The following is a 22,284-nucleotide window of genomic DNA, read 5'->3' on the forward strand; positions in this document are numbered from 1 at the left end:
AAGTCATGATTATCGCCAATGGGAAACAGTGTAAACGGCAGCGCTATACACTGTCACCCGTCAGATGAGCCACAAACGCAAAGTGAGACCCATGACCGATATCATCAAATGCAAAGCGGCCGTCGCCTGGGCCGTCAACGAACCACTCTCGATTGAAGAAATCGACGTAATGCCGCCAAAGGCTGGCGAAGTGCGCATCAAGATCATTGCCTCAGGCGTTTGCCATACCGATGCTTTCACCTTGTCGGGCGAAGACCCCGAAGGCCTGTTCCCGGTCATCCTCGGCCATGAGGGTGGCGGGGTTGTCGAATCCGTGGGCGAGGGCGTCACCAGCGTCGCGGTAGGTGACCATGTGATCCCGCTCTACACGCCCGAATGCGGCGAGTGCAAATTCTGCAAATCCGGCAAAACCAACCTGTGCCAGAAAATCCGCGAGACACAAGGCCGCGGTCTGATGCCCGACGGCACCAGCCGGTTCTACAAGGATGGCCAGCCTATCCTGCACTACATGGGCTGCTCAACCTTCTCGGAATACACAGTGCTGCCCGAAATTTCGCTCGCCAAAGTGAACCCTGAAGCGCCGCTGGAAGAGGTCTGCCTTCTGGGCTGCGGTGTCACGACCGGCATGGGTGCGGTTATGAACACCGCCGAGGTCGAGGAAGGCTCAACGGTTGCGATCTTCGGCATGGGCGGTATTGGTCTGTCCGCCGTGATCGGTGCGGCGATGGCCAAGGCCAGCCGGATCATTGTGATCGACATCAACGAAAGCAAATTCGATCTGGCCCGTAAGTTGGGAGCGACCGACTTCATCAACCCCAAGGACCACGACAAGCCGATCCAAGAGGTGATTGTCGAGATGACGGATGGCGGCGTGGATTACTCGTTCGAGTGTATCGGAAACGTGAATGTCATGCGGTCGGCGCTGGAATGCTGCCATAAGGGCTGGGGTGAATCCGTGGTGATCGGTGTCGCGGGTGCAGGGCAGGAAATCTCGACCCGTCCGTTCCAATTGGTCACCGGCCGCGTCTGGCGCGGGTCGGCATTCGGCGGGGTCAAGGGGCGCTCTGAACTGCCCGAATACGTCGAGCGTTACATGAACGGCGAATTCAAGCTGAATGATTTTATCACCCACACCATGGGGTTGGAAGAGATCAACGAGGCTTTCGAGCTCATGCATCAAGGCAAAAGCATCCGCTCGGTTATCCATATGACTGCGTAGCTGTCGACATGGCCGTGTTACGTTTTGTGTAGCTTGGCCAGGATGCCGCAGGCGGGCGCGGGCACCTTCGAACAGGAACATATCGGAAGCGAGGTTTTTGGACCGTTCACATGCTCGTTTGCTGAGTCATCTGCTTTGCTTCCCACTCCGCCACAAAGCGTACAAAAAGCAAGGTCAGGCTCTCGCGGCGCGACGTGTCCGGCCAGACGGCAAAGGTGCCAAGTGGGCGCAAGTGCCAGTCAGGGAGCAGACGCACCAACATGCCATCGGCCTCTCCCTGGGCGGCAAGATGCTCGGGCAGGACGGTGGCACCGAGGTTCTGCAAGGTGAGATGGTTCAGGGCATCGATGCTGTCCACTTCCATACGGGACTGGCCAGTCACCTTCGCCGTGACACCCCCCGGGCCGTGCAGCGTGGTCACGTCAGAGCGGTGCTTGTAACGCAGCCAGTCCCAGTCCTCCATCTCGGATGGATGCGACGGGCGGGGTCGGGTCGCAGCATAGCCCGTTCCGGCCACCAGCGCGCGTGCGCTCTCGCCCAATTTGCGCGACATCATCGAACTGTCATCCAGCCAGCCCGCGCGAAAGTTGACGTCGAACCCGTCGTCCAACAAATCCATGCGCGCATCGGTAAAGCTAACCGACAGCGCAACAAGCGGGTGACCCCGGACAAATTCGGCGATGGCCGTGGCGAGCGTGGATGTGGACATATAAGCAGGCATCGACACGCGCAACGCACCCACCGGTTCGAGCGAGAGCGCGTTGAGCTCATTCAGGCCGTTTTCGGCACTGCGCAGCATTTCCGCCACGCGAGCATAGAACATCCGCCCTTCGTTGGTCAGCGCAATCTTGCGCGTCGTCCGGTAAAGAAGTGTGACACCAAGAAAGGTCTCAAGCTCTGACACGGTTTCGCTCACGCGCGACGGCGCAAGCCCGATGGCCTTGGCGGCCCCCCGAAACGACCCCTCATCGACGACCCGTGCGAAGATCGCCATATGGCGCAGATGCTCGATCATTGTTCTATCAGTCCGAATTATGACTTCTGATTTCCGTGAATACCCCGATCAGTGTCGCGAGGATAGATGTTGGTTGCAAGACAAGGAGCGACAATATGAATGCGAACACATTTTTCACCACACCGAACGCGGAACGCTATCTGGGTACACTGTGCAAACATTTCGGCCACAAAGTCCCGGTTTCACATAAGCCCGGCTTCGGACGGATCGAGCTGCCCTTCGGGCAATGCGACCTTCGTGCTGATGAGACCGGTTTCCACCTGAGCATCACAGCACCAGATCAGCCGAAACTGGACAAAGCCGCTAAAGTGATCTCCAGCCATCTGGACCGCTTCGCTTTTCGCGAAAATCCCAAGCTGGATTGGCAAGTCGCAGCGGCGTGACCTCCGCGCGCAAGCCTCGGCCACCTCGGGATCCGACGCCGTTCCGCTGGTGCCCAGTGCCCTTGGTCCGGTGCTTTGGATCATCGCCCTTGCGCTCTCGACCATCGCATTGAAAATGCGCACCGCTTTCGCAACATCAACCAACATAGAGGCCATTCAATGAACCGCAGAACACTATTGAAAACTTCGCTGGGCGCATCGCTCGCGATCATTCTTGGACAACACGCAGGAGCACAGACAATGGACGAACAGACACAAGCCAGCTTTGACACCGTGATGGGCTTTATGGGCGCTATGGGATCGGGTGACATGGAGACAATGGGCAAGTTGATGGCCGATGATATGGTCTGGCACAACGAAGGCGACGCCAGCCTGCCTTGGATCGGCGGCGCGGAGGGTAAAGAGAACGTCTTTGCATTCCTCGGTGTCTTCTCCGAGAATTTCCAGACCACCGAATGGGAAAACACCGATGCCTTCGCCTCGGGTGACACTGTGGCCGTCTTTGGCAAGATGAACGGCGTCACGGCTCATTCAGGCAAAGAGATCGGCGAATTCACCTTTGCTTTGCGCGCCAAGGTTCGCGATGGTCAAGTCGTGCTGTGGCATTGGTTCGAGGACAGCTTTGCGGTGAGCCAAGCCTATCACGGCTAAGCCGGAACCTTATGGCAGAGCCGCCCGAGGCTCTGCCTTCATACCGAGCAGTGAGGACTTATCATGACGACATATGCTGTAACCGCCGTATCCGGCCAGCTTGGCCGCGAGATCGCCCGCAAGCTTATCGATCTGCCGGGCGATGCACCCGTGATCGGGCTTGCCCGCACGCCCGAGAATGTCTCCGATTTGGCGATTGATGTGCGCCCCGGCGATTATGACCAGCCCGAACAGTTGGAAACCTCGCTCAAAGGTGTCGATGCGCTGGTGATTTTGTCCGGCATGGCCCCGCCCGAAGACCGCATCCAGCAGCACCGCAACGTGATCAACGCCGCCCGCGCGGCGGGTGTGAAAAAGCTGGTCTACACCAGCATCATCGGCCCCGAGGATGGCACGCGCTTTTCGCCGGTGGTGCAAAGCAACCGCCAAACCGAAAAGGACATCAAGGCCAGCGGTCTGGATTGGGCGATCGGGCGCAACGGGATCTATATCGAGCCGGACGTTGAATATATCGACAGCTACAAGGCGCGCGGCGAGATCGCCAACAGCGCTGGCAACGGCAAATGCGGCTATACCACGCGCTCGGAACTGGCCCATGCCTATGCAGCGCTGCTGACAAAGGATGACCTGAATGGCGGCACTTTCGACCTTAACGGCACGCCGATCACGCAGGAAACGCTGGTAGGCTATCTTAACAGCGCCTTCGGCACCAATCTGACCTACCGCGAGATGACACCCGAGGATTTCGTCGCCGACCGCAGCGCTGAACTGGGTGATTTCCTCGGCCCGATCATCGGCGGCATCTACGAAGGCATCCGCAAAGGCGTCTACGACCGCCCCGGCGATTATGCCGCTGTCACCGGACGCCCACATCAATCGTGGGGTGATTATTTCACCGCGCTCACGGCCTGAAGACCGCGGTAGGGGCCAAATGCAATGCACGGCGTGCAGCCGCCAAGAAAGCCGAGATAGGTGAGCGAGCCGATCACCTGTTTTTGCATCCCCAAAGATGGGAGCGTGAACCGGCACGTCCCGCTGCCCCGCCGCATCAAAAACGCGGCGAGGCAAGTGAGGCTATTCGGCAGCGACGGCTTGGGGCACTGCCCCGTTCAGGCGGCCTGACAAGCGCACCAAAACGATCCCGACAACCACCACTCCGGCAGCAATGTAGGGGGCAGCCGCAAGGCCGATACCTTCGACGACCAGCCCACCGGCCCATGCGCCGCCTGCGATGCCAAGGTTGAAGGCTCCGATGTTCAGGCCAGACGCCACATCCACCGCACCGGGTGAGACTTCGCGTGCGATTTGCACGACATAGGATTGCAGTGGCGGCACGTTGGCAAAGGCAAACCCGCCCCAGAAGGCCGCAACCGCGATGGCTGCAATCGGGTTGGTGAGGAACGCGCCCAATGCAACCAGTGATATCGCAAGGCCGGCAAAGATCACCGTGAGGGACGCCACTGCCCCGATCCGGTCAGCCAGTTTGCCGCCAGCGATGTTACCCACTGCGACAGATGCACCGTAGAGCAGCAACACCACACTAACCGCGCCTGCAGATAGGCCAGTGACTTCGTTCAGCATCGGCGCAAGGAAGGTGAAGGCGATGAAGTTGCCACCATAGCCGACAGCCGTGATCAGATAGACCAGCAACAGACGCGGCGAGGTCAGCACCTGCAACTGCGCCTTGATTCCTGCCGAGGCAGCTTTGGTCAGATTGACAGGCACTAAGATGGCAGAAGCAATAAAACCGATCACGCCAAGCGCAACAACGCCAAGGAAGGTCGACTGCCAGCCAAAGTTCTGGCCGATGAACGTCCCCAATGGAACACCCGTCACCAGCGCGACCGTCAGACCAAGGAACACCAGCGCGATGGCTGAGCTTTCCTTTTCAGGCTCCACAAGATCGGTGGCGATGGTCGAGGCGATGGCAAAGAACACGCCATGCGCGAGACCCGTGATAAAGCGCGCAGCGACAAGGCTGCCGTAATCCGGCGCGAAGGCTGCATAAGCGTTCCCAAGTGTGAACAGCCCCAGCAAGAGCAGCAACAGCGTCTTGCGCGGCACGCGGTCTGCCATGGCGGTTAGCACTGGCGCGCCGATGGTCACGCCAAGCGCATAGAGGCTAACCAACAGGCCAGCGGAAGGAATGGAAACGCCAAGATCGGCGGCGATGGTGGGAAGCAAGCCGACGATAACGAACTCGGTCGTTCCGACGGCAAAAGCGCTGATGGTCAGCGCCCAAAGGGCAAGGGGCATCGGGTTTCTCCAATAAATTTGATGTCGACGCCGTATATGCCAGCGGCTATCTATTGCGAGAACAGACAAGTTTGGAATGGATCATTGCAGAAACCGCACGAATTGTTGCGCATGGTGGATTTGGCGGCTTTCGTCGGGATCGTCGATGATGGCGGCTTTGCTGAATCCGCGCGGCGCAGAGGGGTATCGGCCTCAACACTCAGCCGGTCAGTGTCGCGGCTGGAAGAGCAGTTGAAAGTCACACTCCTGCGCCGGACTACGCGGTCCATCGAGATCACCCCCGAAGGCGCTGCTGTTCTGGCTGAGGCGCGCGAGATTTTGGATCGCAGTGAAGCCCTGCAAGAGATAGCAACCAGCGGACAGGCCCCCGCCGGACCGCTGCGGGTGAATGCGCCTGTGCCTTACGTCCTGCATGTCCTTGCCCCGCGGTTGGCCGAGTTTCGTGCGGAGTACCCCGGCATCCAGCTGTCGATCGATATGACCGATGCCCTGGTGGACCTTATCGGCAGTCACGCGGACGTTGCCATCAGGCTTGGCCAGCTACCCGATAGCGACATGTTGCATCGTCCCTTGGGGTGCACAGCTTGGAAATTAGTTGCTGCGCAGGAGTACCTTGATCGCAAAGGCTGGCCAAAAACACCAACCGACCTCGCAAAGCTGGAGCAAGTGCGCTTTGCGGCACCAGATCATATCAACACGCTGCGCTTTGCTGGTCTGCCCACCCCCGTGACGGTCCCCACCGCCCTGACCGCAGGCAATGGGGAGGCCGTGCGTCAGATGGTATTAGGCGGTCTGGGCATCGCGCGTTTTTCCGATTTCATGATCGCTGACGATATCAAGGCGGGCCGATTGGTTGAGCTTTTTCCGGGCCAGCTTGACGCCACCCCGCTGGATATTTCAGCCCTCTACCTTACCCGCGTCTCGGGGCTGCGCCGGTTGGGTGTTTTTCTGGATTGGTTGGGGACCATTGATGGATGTTAAGTTACACAAGTCCCCATGGATCAAGCATTACTTCACCCCAAAGCCGCCAGCGTCGAAACATTCGACCGGGGCACCTTGGAACAGTCAGTATCTAGGTCCGCGCCAAGACTGATAAGGCTGTGTAATTCCGGACAAACGGCAAGCGCGTTGAAGCGGAGTTTGGTCCGTAGACAGCCCAGTATAAAGTTTGTTCGGTTAATCCGTGTTAGACGGGTATCACCTCGCGGCCCGCACTGGAACAGCACGTGCCGCTCAAACGCCGCTTATCCGAAAGCAACGGCTCTGAACACCCGACCATTAAGGTGGTGAATATGTGGAATCTTGAAGTGAACAATTGTTTGACTGATCAAAGGAAGCAATTCCTCGCGCAATCTTGCGCCGGAGAAGAGGTTTCTTCGACTAACATGGGCGGTATTTAATGCGCCGGACGTGTCCCAAGATGCGTCCCAAATCGGGACCCAAACTTGATGACCCCGGCAGGAAGAGCTGTAACAGCACGAAGAGCTATAACTTTATAGGTTTTACTGCTGTATTCTCAAAATCAACTTAAGTGTAATGGCGGAGAGACAGGGATTCGAACCCTGGGAACCCGTGAAGGCTCAACGGTTTTCGAGACCGCCCCGTTCGACCACTCCGGCACCTCTCCGCATCGGTGTGGTGCGTCCGTTTAGGATGGATTTTGCGGGGTGGCAAGGGGGGCTAGGCCAGTTTTCGCGGACACGGGGAATTTCATTGCTGACAGATGGGTTTCGCCTAAGTTCTTGGGGTGGATCAACTTGAAAGGAATGCCCTGATGCGCCGACTGTCCCGTTTGCCGTTAACTTTATGTTTTGGATTGGCGGTCATGGTGTCGCTGATTGCACCGATGGCACGGGCCGCCGACAGGGAAAGGGTCGATGCATTTTTAGAAGTCACAGGTTTTGATGTCGCCCTTGAAAGCATCCGGCTGTCTGCAAATTCCGCGCCACAAATGCTGGGGATTGATGCGGATGCCTTCGGCTCTGAATGGTCGCGTCTGGTGCGCGAGGTATTCGAGACGGATTTAATGCTGGACATGGGGGCCGGTATTCTCGCGCAGGCGCTCAGCGATGATGCGCTGGAACATGCGTCGGATTTCTACGCCAGCGATCTGGGCCAACGCCTGGTTGCCGCTGAAAACGCCTCGCATATGGAGGAAGACGACGCCGCGAAGGCAGAGGCGGGTGATGCGATCCTGAATGGGCTGCGCGGGATCGATTCTCCGCGTGTGGATCTGTTGGCGCGTCTTAACGGGGCAAGCGATGTCGAAGAGAGCTCGATCAAGGCGCTGCAAGAGGTGCAGATCCGTTTCCTGATGGCAGCGGCAGGCGCGGGTGTGATCGAATTGCAGATGGAAGAACCCGACCTGCGCGAAGCGATGCGTGCACAAGAGCCCGAGATGCGCGCCTCTATTAAAGTGAATGCGCTGGCGGGGGCGGCCTATACCTATCAGGCGTTCTCGGATGAAGAGGTGCTGGTCTACGCCAAAGCGCTGGAAGATCCGCAGATGCAGGAGGTCTACGCACTGATGAACGCCGTGCAGTTCGAGATCATGGCGAACCGGTTTGAAGAGGTCGCACAGCGGCTTGGCACCATGCAACCCAGTCAGGACCTGTAACCATGCGCGCCTTTGTTCTTGCTGCTGGCATGTGGATGCTGGCGCTGCCGCTGTGGGCCGACGCGCGGTCAACCGTGCTGGTGGATGTCCTGCGTCTTGGCGAGCTGGCCGAGATTTTGCAGCGCGAGGGGTTGGAGAACGCGGAAACGCTTGATCGCGATATGCTGGGCGGGCAGGGCGGCGCGGGGTGGGCGCTGCAGGTGCGTGCCATCTACAACCCCGAACGGATCGTCGAAACCCTGCGCGGGGCATTGGATGCGGGCTTGCAAGGGCAGGCCCGCGAGGATGTCATTGCCTTTTTCGCGCAAGACACGGGCGCAAGGATCATCACGCTCGAGAACGAGGCCCGCGCCGCCATCACCGACCCCGAGGTGGAAGACGCCGCCCGTAAAGGTTTCCATGACTTTGAGGGCAGCAACGACCCACGTCTGGCGCAGATCACCACATTGATCGACAGTGGCGATATGATCGATCGCAATGTCACCGCAGCGATGAATTCCAACTTTCAATTCATGCGTGGGATGGCAGATGGCAACGCGCTACAGATGACAGAGGCCGAGATGCTGGCAGACGTGGCGCAGCAGCAAGAAGAGATCGCGCAAGACACGCGCGGCTGGCTTTATGGCTATCTGCTGCTGGCGTATTCTCCGCTGGAGGATGCAGAGCTCGACCGCTATATCGCCTTTGCGCAAAGCGATGCGGGGCGCAGCCTGAATACAGCGCTGTTCGAGGGCTTTGGCACCGCGTACGAAGACGTGTCCTATGCCCTTGGTCGCGCAATTGCTTTGAACATGGTGGCCGAGGAATTATAGCCAGCCGCACCGCCTCTGCGATAAGTCCCGCGAGGCCCGTGCTGGCCCTTGACATCAGGGGGGCGGTGCATCATACGGCAAGCCTCAACCTAAGGGTGCCCGTTTCGGGTGCCTTTGTTATTTCATGAACATCCCGAAACGGGATGCGCTGTCCGAGGTGGGCCAAGGCCCGACAAACTCCCGAACGGGGACCACAGGATGCGGAAACAGTAAAGGAAGACGCATGTTTGCGGTCATCAAGACAGGCGGCAAGCAGTACAAAGTTCAATCCGGCGATATGCTGCGGGTAGAACGTTTGGCTGCTGACGCGGGCGAAACAGTCCAATTCAACGAAGTTCTCATGCTGGGCGGCGATTCCCCCAAGCTGGGTGCTCCTTTGGTCGCAGGGGCCGGCGTTCAAGCCGAGGTCGTCGATCAGATCAAGGGCGAGAAAGTCATTCACTTCGTCAAGCGCCGCCGGAAGCACTCTTCCAAGCGTACCAAAGGCCACCGTCAAAAGCTGACACTGGTCAAGATCGGCGAGATCCTGTCGTCCGGCGCGGATAAATCCGACGTCAAAGCGGCAATCGGCACCGGTTCCGTCAGCGCTGCTGCCGTGACAGCCATGGAAGAGCGTTATGCGCTGAACAAAACCGATCAGGCCGAAATGGCCAAGCGCGTAAAAAACAACCAGGCCGAAGAAAAATCGGCTAAGCCTGCCAAGGCGAAGAAGGCTAAAGCTGCACCCGCAGCCGAAGGTGCCGACGATCTGAGCAAGATCTCCGGTGTTGGCCCCGTCATCGTTGGCAAGCTGAACGGTGAAGGCATCACAACCTTCGCACAGATCGCTGCTTGGACAGACGCTGACGTCGAAGCTATCGAAGAGAAACTGTCGTTCAAAGGTCGCGTCGGTCGTGAAGACTGGATCGCACAGGCCAAAGAACTCGCAAAAGGCTAAGGAGAGACACCAATGGCACATAAAAAAGCAGGCGGCTCATCCCGTAACGGCCGCGACTCAGCAGGTCGTCGTCTTGGCGTGAAAAAATATGGCGGCGAAGCTGTCATCCCCGGTAACATTCTGGTGCGTCAGCGCGGTACAAAGTACTGGCCCGCTGAAGGCGTTGGCATGGGCAAGGATCACACGATCTTCGCAACCGTTGATGGTAAGGTCCAGTTCCACAAGGGGCTGAAGAACCGTACGTTTATCTCGGTCCTGCCAGCGGCAGAAGCCGCAGAATAAGCCGCACCCGAGAGGTTTGAAAATTTAGGGATCGGCGGAAACGCCGGTCCCTTTTCTTTTTTGTCGCCCAATGTTCACTCAAGAAGGGAGGGGCCGTTATGTCACGATCAAACCGCCCCGAGCTGAGCGATGGCATCATCCGCCTGCGCGCGCCCGAACACCGCGACATCGACGCCCGTTTCAAGCTTGGAAACACGCCCGAAATCCACCACATGTTCGGGGCAGAGCTGAACGCAGTGCCGGTGATGACCAAGGCACTGGCCGAACGCTGGTATGAAACGCAGCAGGTTGAACCGCTGGCCTGGGTCATCGAACATCGCGGCAAGATGATCGGTGCGCTGCGCCTGCACAGTCTTCGTCCGTGGGATGCCAGCGCCGATGTCGCGATCGGCATTCTCGCCCCCAAGAAACTGGGGAAGGGGTTGGGCACGCGCGCGCTGCATCTGCTTGCGGCCCACGCCTTTGGCTCGCTGTCGCTGCACCGCCTCTCTGCCCGTGTGCTCGACATCAACGAACGCGCTGCGGCCTGTTTCACCAAAGTCGGCTTTGCCGCCGAAGGGCGTGCGCGGCAGTCGTCTTTTCTGGGGGGCGAATGGCACGACAACCTGTTGTTCGGGCTAATCAAACCTGATTATGTTCCGCCCGTCTATGACGCCAAGCCGCGGCAAAAGCGCAAGAAGAAGAGCCAGTCATGAGCGTCGCCCTGACATCCTTTATCGTCTTTGCTGCAAGCCAGATCGGCACACCCGGACCGGCGAATATGGCGTTGATGGCCACTGGCGCGCGCTTCGGCTTTCGCGCGGCAGTACCTTTTGTCGCGGGCGTGGCCCTTGGCAAACAGCTGGTGATCTGGCCAGTGGGTTTCGGGTTGATGCAACTGGCCGACCGCGCGCCGGGGGTTTTCGTCGCGCTGAAATTCGCCTCGGCCGCCTATATCATCTGGCTGGCGTGGAAGGTTGCGAACCTGCGGTTGGGGCAGGGCGCACGAACCGAGGCTGCGCCGGGCTTTCTGGCCGGGCTGATCGTCCACCCGCTGAACCCCAAGGCCTGGGCGATGATCGTGGGCAGCTTCACGGCCTTCATCGCGCCCGGCACACCTGCGCTGGCGGCGACGGCCACGGTGGCCGCCGTGCTGCTGGGATGCCAGATCGTGCTGCATCCCTTGTGGACGCTAGCCGGTGCGGGGATCGCAAAGACGGTCGCAGGCACCGTTTGGGAGAAATATTTGATGTGGACCTTGGCCGCTTTGACGGTGGCCTCTGTCTTGTTCGTGCTGTTCGGAGGAGGGACATAACGATGGAAGATTTAACAGTGTCGCAACAGCAAGTGATTGAAACAGAACGGTTTGACCTGCGCCCTGTGCGCATGTCGGATCGTGGGATGATCGAACATTATGCCAGCGATCCACGGGTTGCGATGCGCACCGCATCCATTCCGCACCCGCTGCCGCCCGGCGTGATCGAAAGCTTCATCACCCGCGCCACCAGCACCCCCCGGACGGAAGATGTCTGGGTGATGGACGGGCTGAAAACCGGCGGCTCCGAGGTGATGGGCGTGATTTCCCTCATCCGGATGGACCGCGATCAATCCGAAGTCGGCTATTGGGTCGCCCCGGCGTTCTGGAATACGCATCTCGCGTCCGAGGCCGTGCAGGCGCTGGTGCAGGCCAACCCGCTGCGCAACAAAAATATGTTCGCCTCGGTGTTTCGCGACAACCCTGCCTCTGCCAAAGTGTTGACAAATGCGGGCTTCCGCTATCTTGGCAATGCGGAAACCTATTGTCTGGCACGCGAGACCTGCGTACCAACCTGGACGTATAGCCATAAACTATGACCACACGTGCCCCGAAAGGCCCTTTTGATGAAGTTTCTTGACCTGTGCAAAGTCTATATCCGCTCTGGCGCAGGCGGGGGCGGTTGCGTGTCTTTCCGGCGCGAAAAATACATTGAATACGGCGGTCCCGATGGCGGGGACGGCGGGTCGGGCGGATCGGTCTGGGCCGAAGCCGTGGACGGGTTGAACACGCTGATCGACTTCCGCTACCAGCAGCACTTCTTTGCCAAGAACGGCCAGCCCGGCATGGGCAAGCAGCGCACCGGCAAGGATGGCGATGACATCATCCTGCGCGTCCCCGTGGGCACCGAGATCCTTGATGAAGATCAGGAAACTGTGCTGGCGGATATGACAGAGCTTGGCCAGCGGGTCGAACTGGCGCGCGGGGGCAATGGCGGCTGGGGGAACCTGCACTTTAAATCCGCGACGAACCAGGCACCGCGCCGTGCCAATCCCGGACAGGAAGGCGTGGACCGCACGCTGTGGCTGCGTCTCAAGCTGATCGCGGATGTGGGTCTCCTTGGCCTGCCAAACGCGGGCAAATCGACCTTCCTCGCCGCGACATCGAACGCGCGGCCGAAGATTGCCGATTACCCGTTCACCACGCTGCACCCCAATCTCGGCGTTGTGGGGGTGGATAATACCGAATTCGTCGTCGCCGATATCCCCGGCCTCATTGAAGGCGCGTCCGAAGGGCGCGGTCTGGGCGATCTGTTTTTGGGCCACGTCGAACGCTGCGCGGTGCTGCTCCACCTGATTGATGGCACGTCGAACACCATTGCCGAAGATTACCAGACCATCATCAACGAACTCGAAGCCTATGGCGGCGAGCTGGCGGACAAACCCCGGATCACCGTGCTGAATAAAATTGATGCACTGGATGAAGATGATCGCGTAACCGCCCGCGAAGAATTGGAAAAAGCCTGCGGCGCAGAGGTCATGATGATGTCTGGCGTCGCCCGCGAAGGCGTCACCGAGGTGCTGCGGGCGTTGCGTGGCCAGATTGACGACGACCGGCTGCGTTTCCGGTCCGAAGATGAAGAAGAGGCACCTTGGCAACCCTAAGCGACGGCACCCGTATCGTTGTAAAAATCGGCTCGGCGCTGCTCGTCGATCGGGCCACCGGCCAACTGCGCCGCGATTGGCTGCAAAGTCTCGCGCAGGATGTGGCGTGGCTCAAGGGGCAGGGCAAGGATGTGGTGCTGGTGTCTTCGGGCTCCATCGCATTGGGTCGTGGCGTGCTTGGCCTGCCGCCAACCACGCTTGCGCTGGAACAATCCCAAGCCGCGGCGGCGGTGGGTCAAATCCGTCTCGCCCGCGCCTATGAAGAGGCGCTGGAACCCTATGGGATCACCGCCGCGCAGGTGCTTGTCACCCTAGAAGACAGCGCGGATCGTCGGCGGTATCTTAACAGCCGCGCCACGATGGAGCAGTTGTTGTCCATGGGCGCGGTACCCATCGTCAACGAGAATGACACCGTCGCCACGGACGAGATTCGCTTTGGCGACAATGACCGGCTCGCGGCGCAGATCGCCGTGACCGTGGCGGCAGACCGGTTGATCCTGCTGTCGGATGTGGATGGTTTCTATTCTGCCAACCCCAATGACGACCCCGATGCCATCCGCTATGAGGTGATCGACACGATCACCCCAGAGATCGAGGCGCAGGCGGGCGATGCGGGCTCTGGCCTGTCCAAGGGCGGCATGAAGACAAAGCTGATGGCCGCGAAAACCGCGACCGCCGCGGGCTGCGCCATGGCCATCTCCGAAGGATCACCGTTGCGGCCTTTGCTTACCCTCGAAAACGGTGCCAATGCCACGTGGTTCACCGCGCAATCCGACCCCCAAACCGCGCGCAAACAATGGATTACGGCACTCAAACCCCGCGGCAGCGTCACATTGGATGCCGGTGCGGTGACTGCCATGTCCAAGGGCAAGTCGCTTTTGCCCGCCGGTGTCACCACTGTTTCCGGCCCCTTCGGGCGCGGCGATCTCGTCGCGCTGTTGACCCCTGACGGGCGCACCATCGGGCACGGGCTGACGCGCTATACCTCGACAGAGGCAGAGCTGATCAAAGGTCGACAATCCTCGGAGATCGAGGCCATTTTGGGCGCGCCGGGGCGTGCTGCTTTGATCCATCGGGACGATCTTGCGCTTTCCTGACGTCCAAATGGTTTAAAATCCTCGCCGAAGGCTTTAGGTAGAGGGCAACCCGAAATGACAAAAAAGCAGTAATTAGGCTATGACCTTGGATATGACACAGACAGACGACATTCCCGCGTTGATGGCGGATATTGGCGCGCGCGCCAAAGCCGCCGCCGCGACATTGGGCTTTGCCAGTGCCGACCAAAAGCAGACCGCGCTTGAAAAAGCCGCCGACGCGTTGATGGCCAGCAGCGCCGATATTCTGGACGCGAACGCCAAAGATCTGGAGTTTGGCCGCGACAAGGGTCTCTCTGACGCGATGATGGATCGGCTCTTGCTGGACGATGCGCGCATCAGCGCCATCGCCGACAGCCTACGCAGCATCGCCGCACAGGATGATCCCGTGGGGCAGGTGCTGACCGAATGGGATCAGCCGACGGGCCTGAACATCCAGCGCGTGCGCACGCCTTTGGGTGTCATCGGCGTGATCTATGAATCGCGCCCGAATGTGACCGCGGATGCCGGTGCGCTTTGCCTCAAAGCGGGCAATGCCGTGATCCTACGGGGCGGCTCCGAAAGCTTCCATTCCTCGCGCGCGATCCATGCCGCCTTGAAACAGGGGCTCGAAGCCGCTGATCTGCCTGCGGATTCAATCCAGCTGGTGCCCACGCGCGACCGCGCCGCAGTGAGCGAGATGCTGACCATGACCGACACGATTGATGTGATCGTCCCGCGCGGCGGCAAGGGGCTGGTCGGGCTGGTGCAGCGCGAAGCGCGGGTCCCGGTCTTTGCCCACCTCGAAGGCATCGTGCACATCTATATCGACGAAAACGCCGACCCCGAGAAGGTTTTGAAAGTCGTTCTGAACGCCAAGACCCGCCGCACCGGCATTTGCGGCTCGGCTGAATGCCTGCTGATCCACGAGAAAGTGGCGCGGACGATTGGCAAGGGCGTGATCAAGGCGCTGCTGGACGCTGGCGTCGAAGTGCGCGCCGATGGCGCCCTGACCGAGATCGAAGGCACCGTGCCTGCCACGGCGGATGATTGGGGCCACGAATACCTCGATATGATCATCGCCGCGAAAACCGTGGGCAGCATCGACGATGCGATCACCCATATCCGCACCTACGGCTCGAACCACACCGATTGCATCATCACCGAAGACGATGCGGCGGCGACCAAATTCATGACGCGGCTGGATTCTGCGATCCTGATGCACAATGCGTCCACCCAATTCGCCGATGGTGGAGAGTTTGGCATGGGTGCCGAAATCGGGATTGCCACCGGCAAGATGCACGCGCGCGGGCCCGTTGGTGCCGAACAGCTGACCAGCTTCAAGTATCTGGTGCGCGGCGATGGGGCTGTGCGCAGCTAAGCCGTGATCCCAAGGGTGATGGTTGTTTCTGTCACAATGGACGTTAACTGTTGCCCGCTGTCTTTCACGATGGCGGGCAACAGCCCGAACTGGACCTGCGACGCGACCAGACGCTCTGCCCGAGACTGCCCCGCCAGCACGCCCCAAAGCGCGGCGTTGATGCTTAGCCGGTCGGCCGTGCCGGTGATGTCCCACCCCGCATCGCGGTGATCTATGTTGATCTGCCCACCGTAGGGCATCCCCGTTTCCAGACATAGAAGGCTCAGGAACACCATCCGCAGCGCGTTGCGCGGCGCGGCGACGCCGTCGGGCCAAGCTACCTGCCATTTGGACTGAGCATATAGATCACGCAGGATACCGCTGGTTTCTTGGGCAGGGACAGGCTGCGCGTCGCCCGCGCCGAAAGCCACGCGAAAGAACCGCAGCCGCGCACTGGCGTTGCGCACGCTTTCATCGATCAGCGCGACTTCGGAGCTCATATTCATGCCCGACATCAAAAGCAGCTCAAGCCCATTGTTGATCGCGCCAACCGGCGATATCAGGTCATGACAGATGCGGCTGCCGATCAAGGCGGCGAGATCAACGTCGGTTTCAACCATGGGACACCCCCTTAATAGCTGGCCCTAAATAGCGGGCTCCCACACCGCGCCGCAGAAAGGACGTACGCTTGGAAGACCTGAATGCGATACTGACACCCGGAATGCTTGTACGCCACCCCGCACATCCCGATTGGGGCGTGGGGCAAGTGCAAAGCAATATCAGCGGCAAGGTCACTGTAAACTTCCGCAGCGAGGGCAAGATCGTGGTCGATAGTCATCGGGTGATGCTCACCCCCGTCTTTGATGAAGGCTCTTCGTTAGCAAATCGTTAATTTTTTGCCGAAAACCACCGCGACGCGGGGCAAGCATTGCGCAACAGGCGGCAACTGCCTATTTATCCGCGTGATTGCGACCGGAGACGAAACCAGCCCATGACCATTGCAAAAGCGGCAGAGTTCGAAGTCCGTCTGGCGCGTACCCAAGCGGATCTTCATGCGGCACAGCGGCTGCGGTATGACGTCTTTGTCACCGAGCTAGGGGCGGGCGGGCCTTTGGTGGACCACGACAACCGGCGAGAGGTCGACCAATACGACGATTTCGTGGACCATTTGCTGCTTATTGATCGCAAAACCCAGCAAACTGTCGGCGTGTACCGGCTGATCCGCCGCGATATGGCGGATCGGGCAGGCGGGTTCTATTCGGAAAACGAATATGATCTGACCGCGCTCAAATCCTCTGGCCGCGAGATACTCGAGCTCGGGCGGTCCTGCCTGCATCCGTCCTATCGCGGCGGCATCGCCATGCACCAGCTTTGGGCGGGGCTTGCCTCTTATGTGGCGGAACACGGGATAGAGATCCTTTTTGGCGTCGCGAGCTTTCATGGCACCCAGGCCGAGGCATTGGCGCAGCCATTGTCGCTGCTGCATCACTCCTACCTCGCGCCGCCCGATCTACGCGTCACCGCCTTGCCAGAGGCATGCCAAGAGATGAACCTGATCCCCGCCGACATCTTGAACCGGCGTCAGGCGATGGTGCAGATGCCCAGCCTGATCAAAGCCTATCTGCGGCTTGGCGGATGTGTGGGTGAGGGGGCCTTTATCGACCATGACTTCAACACGACGGATGTGCTTTTGATGCTCGACACCGCCCGGCTCAGCGAACGACAGGCCAAGATCTACAGCGGACAGCAAGGATGAGCGCGGCCTGGGACAGCGCCGACCACCCGGCACCGGTATCCGTCGGGCCGCTTGGCTGGGTGCTGATGCTGCTGCGTGGGATGGTGCTGGCGACGGTGGTTCTTGTGGGGCTGGTGATCCTCCTGACGATCCGCCTGTTTGAACGTCCGCTCTATGGCCAGGGCCGCCCCGTGACCCCGCATATCACCCAGATCGTCTGCAAAATCGCATTCTGGATCATGGGGTTACGCCGCGCGGTTATCGGCACCCCGATGCGCCACAGGGGCGCTGTCGTCGCCAATCACACCAGCTGGCTTGATATCTTCAGCTTGAACGCGGCGCAGCGGATATACTTTGTGTCCAAGTCCGAAGTCGCCAGCTGGCCCGGCATTGGCTGGCTCGCCAAGGCGACGGGCACGTTGTTTATCGAACGCAACCCGAAACACGCGCGCAAACAGACCGAGGTGTTCCAACAGCGCTTGCTCGACAACCACCGGCTGTTGTTCTTCCCCGAAGGCACCAGCACCGATGGCCTGCAGGTCTTGCCGTTCAAGACCACGCTTTTCCAGTCCTTCTTCGCGCCCGAACTGCGCGACGTGATCTGGGTGCAGCCTGTGACCGTGCGCTATACCGCTCCCGATGGGACCGATCCGCGTTTCTACGGCTGGTGGGGCGACATGAGCTTTGGCGGGCATCTGCTGCGCACCTTGGCGTCCCTGCGGCAGGGGCAGGTGACGACGATCTATCACACGCCGCTGGCTGTCGCCGATTTCGAGAACCGCAAGGCCTTGGCCAAAGCCTGCGAAGCGCAGGTGCGCGCGGCCCATCCCTCGGCGGGGTTTGCAGCGTCAAACCCTGCTGAATTACGCTGATATAGGGCCCAAGGGCGCTAAAACATGCACCTTGGACCTTGCGAAGCGTGAAAATCCGGACTATACGCGCGTCACTTAAACCCGCAGTCGGGGTTGGGCCTTTGAGGGAGAAATCCTTGAACGTCCGCCGGTTGGTCCCATTCCGGGATCGAGACCCCCGACGAGGCAAAACCGGAAAGGTATAAAGACATGGCTCTTCCTGAGTTCTCCATGCGCCAACTGCTTGAAGCAGGCGTACACTTTGGTCACCAAACACAGCGCTGGAACCCACGCATGGGTCCGTTCATCTACGGCGCGCGTAACGGCATCCACATCATGGACCTGACACAGACTGTTCCAATGCTGGACCAGGCACTGCAAGTCATCCGTGACACCGTCGCCAAAGGCGGCAGCATTCTTTTCGTTGGCACCAAGCGTCAGGCTGCACAGCCGATCGCAGAAGCCGCAGAGAAATGCGCACAGTACTACATGAACCACCGTTGGTTGGGCGGCACGCTGACAAACTGGCAGACCGTTTCCAAATCCATCCAGCGCCTGAAGTCCATCGACGAACAGTCCGAGCGTGGCTTCTCCGGTCTGACCAAGAAAGAGCGTCTTGGCATGGAACGTGACCAAGCGAAGCTGGAAGCATCGCTGGGTGGTATCCGTGAAATGGGCGGTCGCCCTGACCTGATCTTCGTCATCGACGTGAAAAAAGAAGCACTGGCCGTGGCCGAAGCGAACAAACTGGGCATTCCGGTTATCGCTGTTGTCGACACCAACTGCTCCCCCGACGGGATCGACTACATCATCCCGGGCAACGACGACGCCGCCCGCGCGATCCACATGTATTGCGATCTGGCCGCACGTGCAGCACTTGACGGTATGTCCGCGCAGCTGGGTGCCGCAGGTGTTGATATCGGTGCGATGGAAGAAGCGCCCGAAGAAGAAGCCCTGATCGACGGTGGTGTCGAAGTTGGCAACGCTTCGGAAGAAACCGTTTCGAACGACGCAATGGCAAAAGACGCACCTCTGGATATCGAATCCAAGAAGGAAACGCTGGCCGACGCCAAGTCGTAAGCGACGCGAAAGAGACGGGCAGGGGGCATGTTTCCCTCTGCCTGTCACAAAACCATTACATGATTGAGACAGTGGTGCAGGACGCTCTGCCCCTCAATTTATCCCAATTCAAGGAGAACCAAAGCGATGGCAATCACAGCATCCATGGTCAAAGAACTGCGCGACACAACCGGTGCCGGCATGATGGACGCGAAAAAAGCGTTGACTGAAACAGATGGCGACATGGAAGCAGCCGTTGACTGGCTGCGCACCAAGGGTCTGGCGAAAGCAGCCAAGAAATCCGGCCGCACCGCAGCCGAGGGCCTTGTTGCCGTTAAAGTCGAAGGCGGCCACGGTGTTGCTGTCGAAGTGAACTCCGAAACCGACTTCGTTGGCAAAAACGCCGACTTCCAGAAAATGGTTTCCGGCATCGCTGACGTTGCAACCGGTGTGTCCGACGTTGACGCGCTGAACGCGGCTGACATGGGCGGCAAGCCCGTTTCCACCGTCATCACCGACGCCATTGCGAAAATCGGCGAGAACATGTCGGTGCGCCGCATGCAGTCCATCGATGGGGATCAGGTCGTGTCCTATGTGCACAACGCTGTAGCACCCGGCATGGGCAAAATCGGTGTTCTGGTCGCAATGACCGGCGGCAACGAAGAGCTGGGCAAACAGATCGCGATGCACATCGCCGCTGTGAACCCTGCGTCCTTGTCCGAAGCGGATCTGGACCCAGCTGTTGTTGAAAAAGAAAAGCAGGTTCAAATGGACATCGCACGCGAGTCCGGCAAGCCAGAAGCCGTGATCGAGAAAATGATCACCGGCCGTATGCAGAAATACATGTCCGAAGTGACACTGCTGAACCAGGCATTCGTTGTGAACCCCGACCTGACCGTCGGCAAAGCCGCAGAAGAAGCTGGCGCGACCATCACCGGTTTCGTTCGTCTTGAAGTTGGCGAAGGCATCGAAGTCGTCAAAGAAGACTTCGCAGCAGAAGTTGCAAAAGCCGCCAAAGGCTAAGCTGTCACACAGCAGATGAGGAAAAGGGCGAGGGTGCATCAGCACCTTCGCCCTTTTTTATTATAAATCAGATACTAAGCGATGAAACCTAATCCTTTAGGTGAGTTTTCAGCGCATCCAATGCCATCAGATAACCCTGCGCACCAAACCCGCAGATCTGACCCAGAGCCACTGGTGCAATGTAAGACCGGTGCCGGAATTCTTCGCGGGCGTGGATGTTGCTCAGGTGTACTTCGACCACCGGCAGCTCGACCGAGGCGATCGCATCCATCAGCGCAATCGACGTATGGGTATAGGCACCGGCATTCAGCACAATCCCGGCATGTTTGCCTTTGGCCGCGTGGATCAGATCGATCAGCGCGCCTTCGTGGTTGGACTGCTCAAACGCCACATCAAACCCAAGCGCCTTCGCTTTCTCGCGGCACAGCGTCTCGACATCGGCCAAAGTCGTCTTGCCATAGACCTCGGGCTGGCGCGTGCCCAGCAGGTTCAGGTTCGGACCGTTCAGGATCAGAATGGATGTCATAGCGATGGCCTTGTTGTTGCGATGTGGTGGCGCAGACGTAGCATAGGCGTCCTGACGTCGTTAGTCTTTCTTTTCAGGGTATTCGACCGGACCACCGTGTTTTTCCCAAGTAGAAAAACCTTCGCGCAGATGCGCCGCGTCAAAGCCCATGTCTTGCAGCGTCGCCGTAGTGATCGCAGAGCGCCAGCCAGAGGCGCAGTGAAAGACAAAGGTTTTGTCCTGACCAAAGATCTCTTTGAAGTACGGGCTGTCAGGGTCGACCCAGAATTCGATCATGCCGCGCGGTGCATGAAAGCTGCCAGGGATATAGCCGCTGCGCTGGCGTTCACGGATATCGCGCAGATCAACGACAACAACATCCGGATCCGTCAGCATGGCCATCAGATCAGGCGTTTCGATCTCGCGGATACGTGCACGGGCAGCGGCGACCATATCCGCCGAAGACATCTTGAGCGTCATATTCTTCCTTTCGTTCAGCAGCCGCCATATAGCGCCGATCGCTTACAGTTGCATCGGCTTGGCGCATGTGGATTATGGCACGCAGAACATCGGGGTAAAGCAAGAAGCCGCGCGGATGGGAGAATGAATTAACTGGATGAAGAATCTCCTTTTTATACGCATTTTCAGTGCGTTACAGCGCACTTTAACAGCAAAACATCACCATCAGCACACTATTTATTCACATAATACTGATTATAGGCACTAGATTGGGCGCATGCGCACCCCTCACAAACACAGGATTAGCTAATGAAACTCTGCCGTATCGAAACCCCTGACGGGATAAAACCTGCGATGATTGACGCAGATGGCGCCGCGCGCGATCTGACGCAGCATCTGACGGATATCGAGCTTGCTACGATGGCACCCGCAGCGCTGGACCAGCTGCGCGATGTGGACGTCACGGCGTTGCCTGTCATCACGGGCCGTTTTGCCCCTGTGATCAATGACATACGTCGTATTCTGTGTATCGGGCTGAATTACTCCGACCACGCGGCCGAAGCTGGCATGGATGTGCCCGATCACCCGATCCTGTTTAGCAAACTCTGCGCGGCCACCGGTGCCAACGACCCGATCATCATCCCCAAGGATTCCGAGAAAACCGATTGGGAAGTTGAACTTGCGGTCGTTATCGGCACCAAGGCACAGCATGTGTCCGAGGCCGACGCGCTGTCCCATGTGGCGGGTTATGCGAGCTTCAACGACGTGTCAGAGCGCGCTTTTCAGATCGAATTCGGCGGTCAGTGGGTCAAGGGCAAGTCCTGCGACAGCTTCGCGCCCATTGGCCCGTATCTGGCGACCGCAGACGAGGTGCCGGACCCGCAGAACCTTGATCTATGGCTTGATGTGAACGGCACCCGTCGCCAGACTGGCAATACCCGCACGATGGTCTTCTCGGTGGCCGAGATTATCTCTTTCCTCAGCCGTTTCATGACCTTACTGCCCGGAGACGTGATCGCCACCGGCACTCCGCCCGGCGTTGGCATGGGCTTTAAGCCGCCGGTGTATCTGCAACCGGGCGATGTTGTTGAACTGGGCATCGAAGGCCTGGGCGATCAACGCCAAGAAGTCATCAAATTCAACGGGTAA

26 protein-coding genes and 1 tRNA gene are annotated in these 22,284 nt (G+C 59.2%); 21 read left to right on the top strand and 6 right to left on the bottom strand.

The genetic code is table 11. The features are described from left to right. The first annotated feature begins 103 nt into the window (after positions 1 to 103). The gene (locus GLP43_RS10375; RefSeq protein ID WP_237279955.1) at positions 104 to 1,219 is read left to right on the top strand and encodes an S-(hydroxymethyl)glutathione dehydrogenase/class III alcohol dehydrogenase; all 1,116 of its coding nucleotides are present in this window, start codon (positions 104 to 106) and stop codon (positions 1,217 to 1,219) included. 106 nt (positions 1,220 to 1,325) lie between these two features. Here GLP43_RS10375 and GLP43_RS10380 read toward each other — a convergent pair whose 3' ends face one another. Beyond that, a complete protein-coding gene (locus tag GLP43_RS10380) occupies positions 1,326 to 2,234 on the bottom strand; it encodes a LysR family transcriptional regulator (RefSeq protein WP_237279251.1) in 909 nt (302 codons plus the stop codon). A 95-nt stretch (positions 2,235 to 2,329) separates the two neighbouring features. Here GLP43_RS10380 and GLP43_RS10385 point away from each other — a divergent pair, with 95 nt between their 5' ends. The 3 genes from GLP43_RS10385 (at position 2,330) to GLP43_RS10395 (ending at position 4,180) form a co-directional block, all read left to right on the top strand. Then, the gene (locus GLP43_RS10385) at positions 2,330 to 2,617 is read left to right on the top strand and encodes a DUF2218 domain-containing protein (protein WP_237279252.1); all 288 of its coding nucleotides are present in this window, start codon (positions 2,330 to 2,332) and stop codon (positions 2,615 to 2,617) included. A gap of 240 nt (positions 2,618 to 2,857) precedes the next feature. After that, on the top strand, positions 2,858 to 3,268 hold the full coding sequence (locus GLP43_RS10390; protein WP_237279253.1) for a nuclear transport factor 2 family protein: 411 nt from the start codon (positions 2,858 to 2,860) through the stop codon (positions 3,266 to 3,268). A gap of 63 nt (positions 3,269 to 3,331) precedes the next feature. After that, positions 3,332 to 4,180, top strand: a complete 849-nt coding sequence (locus GLP43_RS10395) for an NAD(P)H-binding protein (RefSeq protein ID WP_237279254.1) — start codon at positions 3,332 to 3,334, stop codon at positions 4,178 to 4,180. 162 nt (positions 4,181 to 4,342) lie between these two features. Here the strand turns inward: GLP43_RS10395 and GLP43_RS10400 are convergent, their stop codons facing one another. Next, on the bottom strand, positions 4,343 to 5,524 hold the full coding sequence (locus tag GLP43_RS10400; RefSeq protein WP_237279255.1) for an MFS transporter: 1,182 nt from the start codon (positions 5,522 to 5,524) through the stop codon (positions 4,343 to 4,345). An 84-nt stretch (positions 5,525 to 5,608) separates the two neighbouring features. Here GLP43_RS10400 and GLP43_RS10405 point away from each other — a divergent pair, with 84 nt between their 5' ends. After that, positions 5,609 to 6,505, top strand: a complete 897-nt coding sequence (locus tag GLP43_RS10405; RefSeq protein WP_237279256.1) for a LysR family transcriptional regulator — start codon at positions 5,609 to 5,611, stop codon at positions 6,503 to 6,505. 556 nt (positions 6,506 to 7,061) lie between these two features. Here GLP43_RS10405 and GLP43_RS10410 read toward each other — a convergent pair. Continuing rightward, positions 7,062 to 7,151 (bottom strand) — tRNA-Ser (locus GLP43_RS10410). Between the two features lie 147 nt (positions 7,152 to 7,298). On the opposite strand from GLP43_RS10410, the gene GLP43_RS10415 reads away from it, so the two are divergent. From GLP43_RS10415 to GLP43_RS10460, 10 genes are all read left to right on the top strand, one after another. Then, a complete protein-coding gene (locus tag GLP43_RS10415; protein ID WP_237279257.1) occupies positions 7,299 to 8,141 on the top strand; it encodes a DUF2059 domain-containing protein in 843 nt (280 codons plus the stop codon). Between the two features lie 2 nt (positions 8,142 to 8,143). Further along, positions 8,144 to 8,953 carry a hypothetical protein gene (locus GLP43_RS10420; protein ID WP_237279258.1) on the top strand — a complete coding sequence of 270 codons (810 nt, stop codon included), beginning with the start codon at positions 8,144 to 8,146 and terminating at the stop codon, positions 8,951 to 8,953. Between the two features lie 223 nt (positions 8,954 to 9,176). Beyond that, a complete protein-coding gene (locus GLP43_RS10425) occupies positions 9,177 to 9,890 on the top strand; it encodes a 50S ribosomal protein L21 (RefSeq protein ID WP_005853569.1) in 714 nt (237 codons plus the stop codon). A 12-nt stretch (positions 9,891 to 9,902) separates the two neighbouring features. Beyond that, on the top strand, positions 9,903 to 10,172 hold the full coding sequence (rpmA, locus tag GLP43_RS10430; protein WP_005853571.1) for a 50S ribosomal protein L27: 270 nt from the start codon (positions 9,903 to 9,905) through the stop codon (positions 10,170 to 10,172). Between the two features lie 98 nt (positions 10,173 to 10,270). After that, positions 10,271 to 10,867 carry a GNAT family N-acetyltransferase gene (locus GLP43_RS10435; protein ID WP_237279259.1) on the top strand — a complete coding sequence of 199 codons (597 nt, stop codon included), beginning with the start codon at positions 10,271 to 10,273 and terminating at the stop codon, positions 10,865 to 10,867. Continuing rightward, complete coding sequence (locus GLP43_RS10440; RefSeq protein WP_009824636.1) at positions 10,864 to 11,466, top strand: LysE family translocator; 603 nt, start codon at positions 10,864 to 10,866, stop codon at positions 11,464 to 11,466. The genes GLP43_RS10435 and GLP43_RS10440 overlap by 4 nt, the downstream gene beginning before the upstream one ends. A 2-nt stretch (positions 11,467 to 11,468) precedes the next feature. Then, the gene (locus GLP43_RS10445) at positions 11,469 to 12,005 is read left to right on the top strand and encodes a GNAT family N-acetyltransferase (protein WP_005853576.1); all 537 of its coding nucleotides are present in this window, start codon (positions 11,469 to 11,471) and stop codon (positions 12,003 to 12,005) included. A gap of 27 nt (positions 12,006 to 12,032) precedes the next feature. After that, positions 12,033 to 13,070, top strand: coding sequence for a GTPase ObgE (gene obgE / locus GLP43_RS10450; protein WP_005853579.1), 1,038 nt, complete (start codon positions 12,033 to 12,035; stop codon positions 13,068 to 13,070). Then, entirely contained in the window at positions 13,058 to 14,167 is a 1,110-nt protein-coding gene (gene proB / locus GLP43_RS10455) for a glutamate 5-kinase (RefSeq protein WP_237279260.1), read from the top strand. The genes obgE and proB overlap by 13 nt, the downstream gene beginning before the upstream one ends. 91 nt (positions 14,168 to 14,258) lie before the next feature. Continuing rightward, a complete protein-coding gene (locus GLP43_RS10460; protein WP_237279261.1) occupies positions 14,259 to 15,524 on the top strand; it encodes a glutamate-5-semialdehyde dehydrogenase in 1,266 nt (421 codons plus the stop codon). On the opposite strand, the gene GLP43_RS10465 is transcribed toward GLP43_RS10460, so the two are convergent. Continuing rightward, entirely contained in the window at positions 15,521 to 16,123 is a 603-nt protein-coding gene (locus GLP43_RS10465) for a histidine phosphotransferase family protein (protein ID WP_237279262.1), read from the bottom strand. The genes GLP43_RS10460 and GLP43_RS10465 overlap by 4 nt on opposite strands. Positions 16,124 to 16,191: 68 nt before the next feature. Between GLP43_RS10465 and GLP43_RS10470 the strand changes: the two genes are divergently transcribed. From GLP43_RS10470 to tsf, 5 genes are all read left to right on the top strand, one after another. Continuing rightward, complete coding sequence (locus GLP43_RS10470; RefSeq protein WP_005853586.1) at positions 16,192 to 16,395, top strand: DUF3553 domain-containing protein; 204 nt, start codon at positions 16,192 to 16,194, stop codon at positions 16,393 to 16,395. Positions 16,396 to 16,494: 99 nt separating this feature from the next. Continuing rightward, positions 16,495 to 17,259, top strand: coding sequence for a GNAT family N-acetyltransferase (locus GLP43_RS10475; protein ID WP_237279263.1), 765 nt, complete (start codon positions 16,495 to 16,497; stop codon positions 17,257 to 17,259). After that, entirely contained in the window at positions 17,256 to 18,110 is an 855-nt protein-coding gene (locus GLP43_RS10480) for a lysophospholipid acyltransferase family protein (RefSeq protein WP_237279264.1), read from the top strand. The genes GLP43_RS10475 and GLP43_RS10480 overlap by 4 nt, the downstream gene beginning before the upstream one ends. Before the next feature lie 189 nt (positions 18,111 to 18,299). Next, positions 18,300 to 19,169 (top strand): 30S ribosomal protein S2, encoded by an 870-nt coding sequence (rpsB, locus tag GLP43_RS10485; protein ID WP_005853591.1) that lies wholly within the window; start codon positions 18,300 to 18,302, stop codon positions 19,167 to 19,169. Between the two features lie 126 nt (positions 19,170 to 19,295). Continuing rightward, entirely contained in the window at positions 19,296 to 20,171 is an 876-nt protein-coding gene (gene tsf, locus GLP43_RS10490; RefSeq protein ID WP_005853593.1) for a translation elongation factor Ts, read from the top strand. A gap of 88 nt (positions 20,172 to 20,259) precedes the next feature. Here tsf and aroQ read toward each other — a convergent pair whose 3' ends face one another. Beyond that, positions 20,260 to 20,697 carry a type II 3-dehydroquinate dehydratase gene (aroQ, locus tag GLP43_RS10495; protein ID WP_237279265.1) on the bottom strand — a complete coding sequence of 146 codons (438 nt, stop codon included), beginning with the start codon at positions 20,695 to 20,697 and terminating at the stop codon, positions 20,260 to 20,262. A gap of 60 nt (positions 20,698 to 20,757) precedes the next feature. After that, positions 20,758 to 21,156, bottom strand: coding sequence for a rhodanese-like domain-containing protein (locus tag GLP43_RS10500; RefSeq protein ID WP_237279266.1), 399 nt, complete (start codon positions 21,154 to 21,156; stop codon positions 20,758 to 20,760). A 288-nt stretch (positions 21,157 to 21,444) separates the two neighbouring features. Here GLP43_RS10500 and GLP43_RS10505 point away from each other — a divergent pair, with 288 nt between their 5' ends. Further along, positions 21,445 to 22,284, top strand: coding sequence for a fumarylacetoacetate hydrolase family protein (locus GLP43_RS10505; RefSeq protein ID WP_237279267.1), 840 nt, complete (start codon positions 21,445 to 21,447; stop codon positions 22,282 to 22,284).

Source organism: Sulfitobacter sp. M39 (assembly GCF_021735935.1).
Classification (GTDB): Bacteria; Pseudomonadota; Alphaproteobacteria; order Rhodobacterales; family Rhodobacteraceae; genus Sulfitobacter.